Source organism: Streptomyces sp. NBC_00012 (assembly GCF_045040875.1).
In the GTDB taxonomy this organism is placed as follows: Bacteria; Actinomycetota; Actinomycetes; order Streptomycetales; family Streptomycetaceae; genus Streptomyces.
In genome coordinates, this window is record NZ_CP108309.1 from 3,043,187 (window position 1) to 3,054,980 (window position 11,794).

11 protein-coding genes and 1 riboswitch are annotated in these 11,794 nt (G+C 70.5%); of the genes, 7 read left to right on the plus strand and 4 right to left on the minus strand.

Annotated elements, in window-relative coordinates; translation table 11 throughout:
* Positions 1-75: 75 nt before the first annotated feature.
* The 5 genes from OHA19_RS13830 (at position 76) to OHA19_RS13850 (ending at position 6,851) form a co-directional block, all read left to right on the plus strand.
* Positions 76-840 (plus strand): GntR family transcriptional regulator, encoded by a 765-nt coding sequence (locus OHA19_RS13830; RefSeq protein ID WP_283855922.1) that lies wholly within the window; start codon positions 76-78, stop codon positions 838-840.
* Positions 841-1,096: 256 nt separating this feature from the next.
* Positions 1,097-1,351 (plus strand): DUF3311 domain-containing protein, encoded by a 255-nt coding sequence (locus OHA19_RS13835; protein ID WP_342280720.1) that lies wholly within the window; start codon positions 1,097-1,099, stop codon positions 1,349-1,351.
* Positions 1,348-2,982 carry a monocarboxylate uptake permease MctP gene (gene mctP, locus OHA19_RS13840; protein ID WP_405716501.1) on the plus strand — a complete coding sequence of 545 codons (1,635 nt, stop codon included), beginning with the start codon at positions 1,348-1,350 and terminating at the stop codon, positions 2,980-2,982. The genes OHA19_RS13835 and mctP overlap by 4 nt, the downstream gene beginning before the upstream one ends.
* Positions 2,983-3,137: 155 nt before the next feature.
* Positions 3,138-3,279, plus strand: a riboswitch (cobalamin riboswitch).
* 141 nt (positions 3,280-3,420) lie between these two features.
* A complete protein-coding gene (locus tag OHA19_RS13845) occupies positions 3,421-5,832 on the plus strand; it encodes a ribonucleoside-diphosphate reductase subunit alpha (RefSeq protein WP_405716500.1) in 2,412 nt (803 codons plus the stop codon).
* The gene (locus tag OHA19_RS13850; protein WP_124716478.1) at positions 5,832-6,851 is read left to right on the plus strand and encodes a ribonucleotide-diphosphate reductase subunit beta; all 1,020 of its coding nucleotides are present in this window, start codon (positions 5,832-5,834) and stop codon (positions 6,849-6,851) included. Before OHA19_RS13845 ends, OHA19_RS13850 begins: the two co-directional genes overlap by 1 nt.
* 14 nt (positions 6,852-6,865) lie before the next feature.
* Here the strand turns inward: OHA19_RS13850 and OHA19_RS13855 are convergent, their stop codons facing one another.
* Positions 6,866-7,078, minus strand: coding sequence for a hypothetical protein (locus tag OHA19_RS13855; protein ID WP_405716499.1), 213 nt, complete (start codon positions 7,076-7,078; stop codon positions 6,866-6,868).
* 81 nt (positions 7,079-7,159) lie between these two features.
* Here OHA19_RS13855 and OHA19_RS13860 point away from each other — a divergent pair, with 81 nt between their 5' ends.
* Together OHA19_RS13860 and OHA19_RS13865 are read left to right on the plus strand one after the other, a co-directional pair.
* Positions 7,160-8,134 carry a GlxA family transcriptional regulator gene (locus tag OHA19_RS13860; protein ID WP_405716498.1) on the plus strand — a complete coding sequence of 325 codons (975 nt, stop codon included), beginning with the start codon at positions 7,160-7,162 and terminating at the stop codon, positions 8,132-8,134.
* A gap of 49 nt (positions 8,135-8,183) precedes the next feature.
* Positions 8,184-9,116: a hypothetical protein gene (locus OHA19_RS13865; RefSeq protein ID WP_405716497.1), complete on the plus strand. Its 933-nt coding sequence runs from the start codon at positions 8,184-8,186 to the stop codon at positions 9,114-9,116.
* Here OHA19_RS13865 and OHA19_RS13870 read toward each other — a convergent pair.
* The 3 genes from OHA19_RS13870 to OHA19_RS13880 all read right to left on the minus strand — a co-directional run bounded on the left by OHA19_RS13870 (position 9,056) and on the right by OHA19_RS13880 (position 11,730).
* Positions 9,056-9,787, minus strand: a complete 732-nt coding sequence (locus tag OHA19_RS13870) for a D-Ala-D-Ala carboxypeptidase family metallohydrolase (protein ID WP_405716496.1) — start codon at positions 9,785-9,787, stop codon at positions 9,056-9,058. The two genes, OHA19_RS13865 and OHA19_RS13870, sit on opposite strands and share 61 nt — an antisense overlap.
* 177 nt (positions 9,788-9,964) lie before the next feature.
* The gene (def, locus tag OHA19_RS13875) at positions 9,965-10,603 is read right to left on the minus strand and encodes a peptide deformylase (RefSeq protein WP_405716495.1); all 639 of its coding nucleotides are present in this window, start codon (positions 10,601-10,603) and stop codon (positions 9,965-9,967) included.
* 134 nt (positions 10,604-10,737) lie between these two features.
* On the minus strand, positions 10,738-11,730 hold the full coding sequence (locus OHA19_RS13880) for a hypothetical protein (protein ID WP_072483827.1): 993 nt from the start codon (positions 11,728-11,730) through the stop codon (positions 10,738-10,740).
* Positions 11,731-11,794 lie beyond the last annotated feature (64 nt).

The following is an 11,794-nucleotide window of genomic DNA, read 5'->3' on the forward strand; positions in this document are numbered from 1 at the left end:
ACCGTGCCACCATGTGAGCCGCGACAGACGGAGGAGCCGGTGACGGCAGCAACGCAAGCGTCGGGAAGGCGGACCATGGGTGCCGACGGGGGCAGTACGGAGAACGAGACGGGCGCGGCCACACGGACGGCACGCGTCCCGAAGTACTACCGGCTGAAGCGACATCTGCTCGACATGACGGACACCATGCCGCCGGGCACTCCTGTGCCGCCGGAGCGGACCCTGGCCGCCGAGTTCGACACCTCGCGCACCACCGTGCGCCAGGCGCTCCAGGAGCTGGTCGTCGAGGGCCGGCTGGAGCGCATCCAGGGCAAGGGCACCTTCGTCGCCAAGCCGAAGGTCTCGCAGGCTCTGCAACTCACCTCGTACACCGAGGACATGCGTGCCCAGGGGCTGGAGCCGACCTCCCAGCTGCTGGACATCGGCTATGTGACGGCCGACGACACCCTGGCGGGGCTGCTCGACATCACCACGGGCGGCCGGGTGCTGCGGATCGAGCGGCTGCGGCTCGCCAGCGGCGAGCCGATGGCGATCGAGACCACCCACCTTTCGGCCAAACGCTTCCCGGCGCTGCGCCGTTCACTGGTGAAGTACACCTCTCTCTACACCGCGCTGGCGGAGGTGTACGACGTACGGCTGGCCGAGGCCGAGGAGACCATCGAGACCTCGCTGGCCACCCCGCGCGAGGCCGGGCTGCTCGGTACGGACGTCGGCCTGCCGATGCTGATGCTCTCCCGGCACTCGCTCGACGGCCGGGGTGAACCCGTGGAGTGGGTGCGCTCGGTCTACCGCGGCGACCGGTACAAGTTCGTGGCACGCCTGAAGCGGCCCACGGACTGAGACCGGCCGGCAGCCGCAGGCCGGCCCGAGCCCGCACGACCGGTCACGGCCCCCATGGAACGCAACACTCCGCGGGGGCCTTTCGCGCGCCCTAGTACGGACCAACCTCCGTATGTTTGGCCGGATTTCGAGCACGGATACCCACTGAGGCGACCGTTGCCGGACCGCAATGCGGACAGGGGGTGACGGTGACCGGAAGCCTCCCCTAGATTTCCTGCGCATCACAAGGTGCTCAGCGAGGGGACGGAGTCGCCGCATGCCAGCAGGCCCAGAAGGAAAACCGCCGACCGTCACACCGGTGCGGGTGGTCATCGCTCTCTGCCTCGTCGCGCCGTTCGTGGCGATGCTCTGGGTGAGTTCGTACGCGAAGGTGGACCCCACCTTCATCGGCATTCCGTTCTTCTACTGGTACCAGATGCTCTGGGTGCTGATCTCCACCGCGCTCACGATGACCGCGTACAAGCTGTGGCAGCGTGACCAGCGCGCCCGCAAGGGGGGTGCGTCGGCATGAAGGACGGTGTGAACGGCGTCGCGCTCGGCGTCTTCATCTTCTTCTTCGTGGCCGTCACGGTCATGGGCTTCCTGGCGGCGCGCTGGCGCAAGGCCGAGAACGAGGCCAGCCTCGACGAATGGGGCCTGGGCGGGCGGTCCTTCGGCACCTGGGTCACCTGGTTCCTGCTCGGCGGCGACCTGTACACCGCGTACACCTTCGTCGCCGTTCCCGCGGCGATCTACGCGGCGGGCGCGGCGGGCTTCTTCGCCGTGCCGTACACGATCCTCGTGTACCCGCTGATCTTCACCTTCCTGCCGCGGCTGTGGTCGGTCTCGCACAAGCACGGCTACGTCACCACCTCGGACTTCGTCCGGGGGCGGTTCGGCTCGAAGAGCCTCTCGCTGGCGGTCGCCGTCACCGGCATCCTCGCCACGATGCCGTACATCGCGCTCCAACTGGTCGGCATCCAGGCGGTGCTGGACGTGATGGGCGTCGGCGGCGGCGAGAACACCCACTGGTTCATCAAGGATCTGCCGCTGCTGATCGCGTTCGCGGTGCTCGCCGCGTACACCTACTCGTCCGGGCTGCGCGCGCCCGCGCTGATCGCGTTCGTCAAGGACGGGCTGATCTACCTGGTCATCGCGGTGGCGATCATCTACATCCCGATCAAGCTCGGGGGCTTCGACGACATCTTCGCCAAGGCGGGCGAGGCGTTCTCGCAGACCAACCCGGCCACCGGGAAACCGCGCGGCGCGCTCGCACCGGGCGAGGCGGGGCAATGGGGTTACGCCACCCTGGCGCTGGGCTCGGCGCTGGCGCTCTTCATGTATCCGCACTCGATCACGGCGACGCTCTCCAGCCGCAGCCGCAACGTGATCCGGCGCAACACCACGATCCTGCCGCTGTACTCGCTGATGCTGGGTCTGCTGGCGCTGCTCGGCTTCATGGCCATCGCCGCCGGGATCAAGGTGGACAACGGCCAGCTGGCCATCCCGCAGCTGTTCGAGAACATGTTCCCGGACTGGTTCGCGGGAGTGGCGTTCGCCGCCATCGGCATCGGCGCGCTGGTGCCCGCCGCGATCATGTCGATCGCCGCGGCGAACCTGTTCACCCGCAACATCTACAAGGACTTCCTGAAGCCGGACGCGACCCCGGAGCAGGAGACCAAGGTCTCCAAGCTGGTGTCGCTGCTGGTCAAGGTCGGTGCGCTGGCCTTCGTCCTCACCATGGACAAGACGGTCGCGATCAACTTCCAGTTGCTGGGCGGCATCTGGATCCTCCAGACGATGCCCGCCCTGGTCGGCGGCCTGTTCACCCGCTGGTTCCACCGCTGGGCACTGCTCGCCGGCTGGGCGGTCGGCATGGTGTACGGGACGGTGGCCGCGTACGGGGTCGCCAGCCCGACCCAGGCGCACTTCGGCGGCTCGTCCAAGGAGATCCCGGGGATCGGCGAGATCGGCTACATCGGCCTCACCGCGTTCGTGCTGAACGTGGTGGTGACGGTGGTACTCACCTTCGTCCTCAACGCCATGAAGGCACCCGCCGGCATCGACGAGACCTCCCCGGCCGACTACACCGCCGACGCGGGCGACCCGGGCGTCGCCACCGAGCTCCCGCCGGCCACGGCGGGAGCTCCGGGCGGCCACTGACGACCGCGCCGCACGGCCTGCCGACGGCCCGTCGAGCCCCTTTCCCGAAGGGGCGCGACGGGCCGTCCGCCGTCTCCCCGAAAGGGCCGCAGAAGGCGTCCTGCGGCCGCTGCGATTGCCGCCCGACACTACATGTGGGGGCTGCCTCATCGGGCAGCCCCCACATGTATGCTCGTCCTCGCTGTCGCCGCAGGGGAATCCGGTGCGAATCCGGAACTGTCCCGCAACGGTGTATTCAGTGCGCTTTTGTGCACCCCCGAGTCAGTCCGATGACCTGCCGGCAGCGCATCCGGCTCGACCGAACCGGATGCCCAGACGTCCGGGCCTCGCGGTTGGGCCGGTGGACGCCGTGCGGAGCGCTGCCCTGCCCCGGGTGTGCGCGTCCGCAGGGCTGCCCCGTTCCCCGCCGGCCCCGAGCCGAGCGAGGGAGAGCACCACGTGACCATCGCGCCAGCCGATCCGGCTTCAGTCGCCGCGTCCGCAGCAGCCGAGTACGAGGCAGCCGCACAGGACGGACCGGGAACCGCACTGCTGCGGACCCTGACCGACCTCACCGCCGATCTGCCCGACACCGACCCCGGCCGGGTCGCCGCCGCCGCGCTGCGCGGCCGCAGCGCCCGGGCGGACGAGGCGGAGCTGCGGTCGCTGGCCACCGAGGCCGCCGCGGGCCTGATCTCCGAGGACCCCGCCTACTCCCGGCTCGCCGCCCGGCTGCTGACCCTCGCCATCGCGGACGAGGCGGCCGGCCAGGGCGCGGTCTCCTTCTCCGCCTCGGTCGCCGTCGGGCACCGCGAGGGCCTGATCGCGGACCGCACCGCCGGGTTCGTCGCCACCCACGCGGCCGCCCTCGACGCGCTGGTGGAGCGCTCGCTCGCCGACGGCGCGGACGACCGCTTCGGCTACTTCGGGCTGCGGACCCTGCACAGCCGCTACCTGCTGCGCCACCCGCACACCCGCCAGGTCATCGAGACGCCCCAGCACTTCATGCTGCGGGTCGCGGCCGGGCTGGCCGAGGACGAGTCGCAGCGCGCGGTGGACGAAGTGGCCGCGCTGTACGGGCTGATGAGCCGGCTCGACTACCTGCCCTCCTCCCCCACGCTCTTCAACTCCGGCACCCGGCACCCGCAGATGTCCTCCTGCTATCTGCTGGACTCCCCGCTGGACGAGCTCGACTCGATCTACGACCGCTACCACCAGGTGGCCCGGCTCTCGAAGCACGCGGGCGGCATCGGTCTGTCGTACTCCCGCATCCGCTCGCGCGGTTCGCTGATCCGGGGCACCAACGGGCACTCCAACGGCATCGTGCCGTTCCTGAAGACGCTCGACGCCTCCGTCGCCGCGGTCAACCAGGGGGGCCGCCGCAAGGGCGCCGCCGCCGTCTACCTGGAGACCTGGCACGCGGACATCGAGGAGTTCCTGGAGCTGCGCGACAACACCGGTGAGGACCAGCGGCGTACGCACAACCTCAACCTGGCGCACTGGATCCCGGACGAGTTCATGCGCCGGGTCGACGCGGACGGCGACTGGTCGCTGTTCTCCCCCGCCGACGTGCCCGGTCTGGTCGACCTGTGGGGCGACGAGTTCGACGCCGCGTACCGCGCCGCCGAGGCGAAGGGCCTGGCCCGCAAGTCGATGCCGGCCCGCGAGCTGTACGGCCGGATGATGCGCACCCTCGCGCAGACCGGCCAGGGCTGGATGACGTTCAAGGACGCCTCCAACCGGACCGCGAACCAGACCGCCGAGCCGGGCAGCGTCGTCCACTCGTCGAACCTGTGCACCGAGATCCTCGAAGTCACCGACGACGGCGAGACGGCGGTCTGCAACCTGGGCTCGGTCAACCTCGGCGCGTTCGTCGCCGACGGCGACATCGACTGGGAGCGGCTGGACGCCACCGTCCGCACCGCCGTGACCTTCCTCGACCGGGTCGTCGACATCAACTTCTACCCGACCGAGCAGGCCGGCCGCTCCAACGCCAAGTGGCGCCCGGTGGGCCTGGGCGCCATGGGTCTCCAGGACGTCTTCTTCCAGCTGCGGCTGCCGTTCGACTCCCCCGAGGCCCGCGCGCTCTCCACGAAGATCTCCGAGCGGATCATGCTCGCCGCGTACGAGTCGTCCTGCGACCTCGCCGAGCGGTCCGGACCGCTGCCCGCCTGGTCCGAGACGCGGGCGGCGCGCGGTGTGCTGCACCCCGACCACTACGACACCGAGCTGAACTGGCCGGAGCGGTGGGACGCGCTGCGCGCCCGGGTCGCGAAGACCGGGATGCGCAACTCGCTGCTGCTCGCCATCGCGCCGACGGCGACGATCGCCTCGATCGCGGGGGTCTACGAGTGCATCGAGCCGCAGGTCTCCAACCTCTTCAAGCGCGAGACGCTCAGCGGTGAGTTCCTCCAGGTCAACGCGTATCTGGTGGACGAGCTGAAGAAGCTCGGGGTGTGGGACGCGCGCACCCGTGAGGCGCTGCGCGAGGCCAGCGGCTCGGTGCAGGGCTTCGCCTGGATCCCCGAGGACGTGCGGGCGCTGTACCGCACGGCGTGGGAGATCCCGCAGCGCGGCCTGATCGACATGGCGGCGGCCCGTACGCCGTTCCTGGACCAGAGCCAGTCGCTGAACCTGTTCCTGGAGACGCCGACGATCGGCAAGCTCTCCTCGATGTACGCGTACGCCTGGAAGCAGGGGCTGAAGACGACGTACTACCTGCGCTCGCGCCCGGCGACCCGGATCGCCCGTGCCGCCTCCGGCCAGACCGCGGCCGCCGCCCCCATTCCCGTACAGCAGGCTTCGGCGCCCGACGCGGACGCGATCGCCTGCTCCCTCGAAAACCCCGAGTCCTGCGAGGCCTGCCAGTAATGAGCTCCACCAACTCCGAGAAGAACCTGCTCGACCCGGGCTTCGAGCTGACCCTGCGGCCGATGCGCTACCCGGACTTCTACGAGCGCTACCGGGACGCGATCAAGAACACCTGGACGGTGGAGGAGGTCGACCTGCACTCCGACGTCGCCGACCTCGCCAAGCTGTCCCCCGGTGAGCAGCACATGATCGGCCGGCTGGTCGCGTTCTTCGCGACGGGTGACTCGATCGTCTCCAACAACCTCGTGCTGACGCTGTACAAGCACATCAACTCCCCCGAGGCGCGGCTGTATCTGTCGCGGCAGCTCTTCGAGGAGGCCGTGCACGTCCAGTTCTATCTGACGCTGCTGGACACCTACCTGCCCGACCCGGACGACCGGGCGGCGGCGTTCGACGCGGTCGAGGAGATCCCCTCGATCCGTGAGAAGGCGCAGTTCTGCTTCAAGTGGATGGACTCGGTCGAGAAGATCGACCGGCTGGAGACGAAGGCCGACCGCCGCCGTTTCCTGCTCAACCTGATCTGCTTCGCGGCGTGCATCGAGGGGCTGTTCTTCTACGGCGCGTTCGCGTACGTCTACTGGTTCCGCTCGCGGGGCCTGCTGCACGGTCTCGCCACGGGCACCAACTGGGTGTTCCGTGACGAGACGATGCACATGAACTTCGCGTTCGAGGTCGTGGACACCGTCCGCAAGGAGGAGCCCGACCTCTTCGACGACGAGCTCCAGCAGCAGGTCACCGACATGCTGAAGGAGGCCGTGGCCGCGGAGCTCCAGTTCGGCCGCGATCTGTGCGGTGACGGGCTGCCCGGCATGAACACCGAGTCGATGCGGCAGTACCTGGAGTGCGTCGCCGACCAGCGGCTCACCCGCCTCGGCTTCCCGGCGGTGTACGGCTCGGAGAACCCGTTCTCGTTCATGGAGCTCCAGGGCGTGCAGGAGCTGACGAACTTCTTCGAGCGCCGGCCGTCCGCGTACCAGGTGGCGGTGGAGGGCTCGGTCGCCTTCGACGACGACTTCTAGATCCCTTTTCGGGCCTAGATCCTGGCCCAGCTTCTGAGGTGGGGGCGCCGCGCAGCCGTGACGGGCCGCGCGGCGCCTGCCGTTCGCGGGGGTCCGTCGCTCCGCGCCCGTTCCGCGGCGCGCAGCTCGCGGTCGATGCGGCGCTCGCGGGCGAGCCCGGCGAGGGCGGGCAGCAGGACGAGAGCGATAAGTGCGGCTATGCCCAGGACGTTCTGGAATGTGTTCATGGCTCTACTCTCGTCCGCGCGGACACATCGCGGCAGTGGCAGGACTGTCATGGAGCATCGAATTACTGCCACACTGGCTCCATGCTGAAAAATGTCGCCGTTCTGCTGCTCGACGAGGTCCACCCCTTCGAACTCGGCGTGCTGTGCGAGGTCTTCGGACTCGACCGCAGCGACGAGGGCCTGCCGGTCCACGATTTCGCCGTGGTCTCCGCCGAGGGCCCGGCGCTCCGGACCCATGCCGGCTTCACCATCAGTACGCCGCACGGCCTCGACCGCCTGGACGAGGCCGACCTCATCGCCGTACCGGCCGGCAGCCACTTCAGGGACCGGGAGTATCCCGAGGAGGTCCTCGACGCGCTGCGCCGGGCCGTGGACCGGGGAGCCAGGGTGATGAGCGTCTGCTCCGGCGCGTACGTGCTCGGCGCGGCCGGACTGCTGGACGGCCGCCGCTGCACCACCCACTGGCGCCACGCGGAGGCGCTGGCCCGCCGCTTCCCGCGGGCCGTCGTCCAGCCCGATGTGCTGTACGTGGACGAGGGCCAGGTCATCACCTCGGCGGGCACGGCGGCCGGGATCGACGCCTGCCTCCATCTGGTCCGGCAGGCGTACGGCCCCGACGCCGCCAACGCGATCGCCCGCCGCATGGTGGTGCCGCCGCACCGGGACGGCGGCCAGGCGCAGTACATCGAGCGGCCGCTGCCCCGCACCCGCTGCGACACCGTGGGCGAGACGCTGGTCTGGATGGAGCGCCACCTCGACCAGGAGATGACCGTCGAGCAGCTCGCCGCCCAGGCCCACATGTCGCCGCGCACCTTCGCCCGCCGCTTCCAGCAGGAGACGGGCACCACTCCGTACCGCTGGCTGCTGCGCCAGCGGGTGCTGCTGGCACAGCAGCTGCTGGAGACATCCGATGAGACGGTGGACACGATCGCCGGGCGGACCGGTTTCGGGACCGCCGCCGCCCTGCGCCACCAGTTCGTACGCTCCCTGGGCACCACGCCGAATGCGTACCGCCGCACCTTCCGTGGCCCGACCGCGATGACCCCTGCGGCCTGACCCACACTCCGTCGCCCGCAGAAACGACGGCCTGGCGGGCCGGAACGGCGTGGTCCCGCTGAACCGTGACATCACCGTCGAGCACTGGCTGGGCGGCGGCAGCATCCAGAAGCCGTCCGCACTGCTCGCCGAGGGCCGCCCGGTCATGAACTCCGCCTACGCGCTGTACCTGGTGCGCGGCGGCTACACCACGCAGACCCGGAAGCTCTACGAGAGCGGCTGGACCCCGCTGCGCTTCGAGGGCGAGACGCTGCCCGCGACGGCGGCGAACCTCACCGGGGCCAAGATCAGCCTGTGGCCGGACAGCGCCGCGGCCGAGACCGAGAACGAGGTGGAGGCGAAGACCTTCATACCGCTGCGCTTCCTGGCGCAGGCCACCTGGGGCGGCCCGAAACCCAGCGGGACGTACGACGGTTTCGAGGCGCTGGCCAGGAGGATCGGCCACGCGCCGGGATGGTCGAACACCGACCGCACCCCGCTCCCCGACGGCACGTACCGGCTGACCGCCGGGGACAGGGCCCTCGCCCCCGGGGTGGACTCGGGCGTTTCCCTGGCCCGCGACGGTGCGGCCGCCTGGACGCTGACGGCCACCGCCGACGGGTACTACACGGTGCGCGGCCGGGGCGGACCGGTGCCTGGACGCGGTGCGCGGCAAGACGTATCTGGGCGCACCGCTCGAAGTGGGGGCCGAGCTGTCGCTCGGCGCCTGTTCGGCGACGGCGCGCACCCAGCGCTGGCAGCTGGAGCCCGGGGCCGGGGCACTGACCCTGCGCAACGCCGTCTCGCAGCTCTCCCTGACGGAGCGGGCCGCGGACGGCGCCGCGGTCCAGACGACGGGCGGTACGCGACTGACGGCGAAGACGGCCTGACCGTCCTGCGCACAGGTGGGGCCCGCCGGTGCCGGCGGGCCCCACACGCGTGTCAGATGCCGCAGTTGGGCGCGGACCAGAAGTGGCTGGGGCCCTGGTTCACGTGGACGTGATCGTTGTGGTCCGGGTAGCCCGGGCCGAGGATGCCGTTGAAGCCGTGGTTGCGGGCCTGCGTGGCCAGGGTGCAGAAGGCGATCCCGCCCAGGTCGGCCGCGTCGCCGTACAGATGGCGGCTGTTCGACGCCCCGCCGACCGCGCTGTTGCAGGAGGTGGAGCGGAAGCCGCTGTTGACGGTGATGGGGCGGTCACCGAGCGCGTGGCGCAGCGCCTCCAGCTTCCACATGGTGCTCAGCGCGTTGGCCTTGGCCGTTCCCGCAGCGACGGCACCACCGGCCCAGGTGCTGTTGCAGTGGTTGAGCTCGGCGTACGTGAAGTGGGCCGGGGTGCAGTCGTTGTCCTGGAGCTCGTAGATCTTGGCCTGGGTGGCCGGGCCCGCGATGCCGTCGGCGGCGAGGCCGTAGGCGGCCTGGAAGCGCTTGACGGCGGCGGTGGTGGCCGGTCCGTAGGAGCCGTCGATGGCGAGTACGGAGTTGTAGCCGGGGTAGCCGGCCACCCGGATCTGGAGCTGGACGACGTCGTTGCCGGTGGCGCCGGGGGACATCGTGCGGGTCCAGGTGTAGCAGCCGTCGGCCTGTGCGGTGCCGGCGGTCACCACGGCACCGCCCAAGGCGAACGCCATGGTCATGACAAGGCCGAGCAGGAGTCGTGCGGCGCGTCTGAGCATGTGGGGGCTCCCCGCTGTGACGGAAGTGTGGTGAGAGAGCTTGTCGGACCAGTCGACGCGCGTCAACTACCCATGGATGAATGGCGGTTGACGGGTCCTGGCGAGCGAAGGCCGGTGGGCCCGGCCCTCGCGAGACGGCGAGGAGGCCGGGCCCACCGGTGATGGCCGGGTGCGCGCTCAGTCGTTCGGCACGACCTCGTAGCGCGGCGTGTTCTCCGCCATCTGCCGCAGCGCGTCCTTGCGGTCCCGCTTCGAGAGCCGGTCGATGTACAGGTAGCCGTACAGGTGGTCCGTCTCGTGCTGGAGGCAGCGGGCGAAGTAGCCGTTGCCCCGGATCCTGACCGGGTTGCCCTTGGCGTCCTGTCCACGGACCACCGCGTAGTCCGGGCGGGCCAGCGAGGCGTACGCCGTCGGGACCGAGAGGCAGCCCTCGTTGGAGTCGTCCAGGATCCGGTCCTCGGGCGCCAGCTCTTCGAGCACCGGGTTGCAGACGGCGCCCACGTGCCGCACACCGTCGTCGTCCGGGCAGTCGTAGACGAAGACCTTGAGGTCGACGCCGATCTGATTGGCGGCCAGGCCGACGCCCTCCGCCGTCCGCTGGCTCGCGAACATGTCGTCGATCAGCCGGCCCAGCTCGTCGTCGAACTCGGTGACGTCCTTGCACTCCTTGTGGAGCACCGGGTTGCCCACGACCGTGATCGGACGGGAGGTGCCGCGCTCGCGATGTGCCGCCTCGCGCGCCTCACAGTCCTCGGTGTCCACGACGAAACCCTCGTCGTCGAGGCTGATCTGCTCGTCCGTCTCCTGCTGCGCCATGTCCGCCGTACGCCTTCCTCAAAACCTGAAACCGGGCCCTGGGCCTGAAGCCCGGCCCTACCTGAAACCCGGCCGTCCGGCAGTTCCGGGGCCCGAGCACCGCGACCGGTGCCCGTACAGCCTACGGGCACCGGTCAGCAGACTTCCTCGAGATCCCGCCACTCGCGGCTGTCCGGGCTGTCCGCCACCCAGCCGTCCAGCAGACCGCGCACCAGCCCGGCCGGTGCCGCTATCCCGCACTCCCGCTCGGGCACCCACAGCTCACCGGCGGTGCGGTGGCCCAGCGGCCCGGGATGCCCCGGCTCGCTGTGGTCGTGCGGGTCGAGGTGTTCGCCGTCGCCCTCGTCGCTCTCCATCCGGCTCTCCGAGCAGGCCCGGCAGAGCAGCCGCACGGAGGACGACCAGTCCTCGGCGGCGAACCCGGCGTCGGACGCCAGCTGCTCCAGCGCGTCCCGGTCCGCCTCGGTGGCCGCTTCGAGCAGCACCACCCAGGTGGGTACGGGGGACGGCGCCCACAGCTCGATCTCGTCGAAGACGGGGTACGAGGGCCCGGCCGCGGTGACCCGCTCGCCGTGCGGCACCCCGTCGTGCAGGACGACCTCGCCCCAGCGGCGGCCGGACGACGGCAGCGGGATGGAGAGCACCTCCATCCGGGCCGGATCGAGCCTGCGGCCCCAGACGACCTCGGCCTCGCCCTCCGGCGAAAGCCGCACCGCGGCGCTGCCGAGCTCCATGCCGACCGGCTCGCTGTTGGCCGCCGAGGTGTGCTGGCCTGCGCCCGGCACCTTCAGGCCGTACGCCTGCCAGGCCCGGCGGGCCAGCGGCCAGTCCTGCAGCGCGGTGGCGGCGATCCCGACGTTCCACCAGTCGGGAGCGCCGGATTCCTTGTCGAGCAGCGCGACGGCCCGCAGGCCGGCGGCTCTCGCCTGTTCCCAGTCATGCCGGAACTTGTGCAGCAGCGCCAGGTTGAACCACGACTCCGAGAGCCAGGGTTCCAGGTCCGCCGCACGTGTCAGCAGTGCGCCCGCGTCCTCGTACCGGCCGTCGCCGATCAGCGTGAACGCGCGGTCCGTGGCCTGCCGCCAAGAGGCGGAGGGCCGATGCCGTACCTTCCCGAAGATCCTCACGATTCCCGCCTGTCCCGACTGGACACCCTCGTTTTCCGCTCTTCTTCGCATCCAACCATGCCGA

What these genes read in the sequence shown, in the direction of transcription:
- OHA19_RS13830 (WP_283855922.1), top strand. Translation starts at nt 76, where the DNA reads ATGGGTGCCGACGGGGGCAGTACGGAGAACGAGACGGGCGCGGCCACA.
- OHA19_RS13835 (WP_342280720.1), top strand. Translation starts at nt 1,097, where the DNA reads ATGCCAGCAGGCCCAGAAGGAAAACCGCCGACCGTCACACCGGTGCGG.
- mctP (WP_405716501.1), top strand. Translation starts at nt 1,348, where the DNA reads ATGAAGGACGGTGTGAACGGCGTCGCGCTCGGCGTCTTCATCTTCTTC.
- OHA19_RS13850 (WP_124716478.1), top strand. Translation starts at nt 5,832, where the DNA reads ATGAGCTCCACCAACTCCGAGAAGAACCTGCTCGACCCGGGCTTCGAG.
- OHA19_RS13855 (WP_405716499.1), bottom strand. Translation starts at nt 7,078, where the DNA reads ATGAACACATTCCAGAACGTCCTGGGCATAGCCGCACTTATCGCTCTC.
- OHA19_RS13860 (WP_405716498.1), top strand. Translation starts at nt 7,160, where the DNA reads ATGCTGAAAAATGTCGCCGTTCTGCTGCTCGACGAGGTCCACCCCTTC.
- OHA19_RS13870 (WP_405716496.1), bottom strand. Translation starts at nt 9,787, where the DNA reads ATGCTCAGACGCGCCGCACGACTCCTGCTCGGCCTTGTCATGACCATG.
- def (WP_405716495.1), bottom strand. Translation starts at nt 10,603, where the DNA reads ATGGCGCAGCAGGAGACGGACGAGCAGATCAGCCTCGACGACGAGGGT.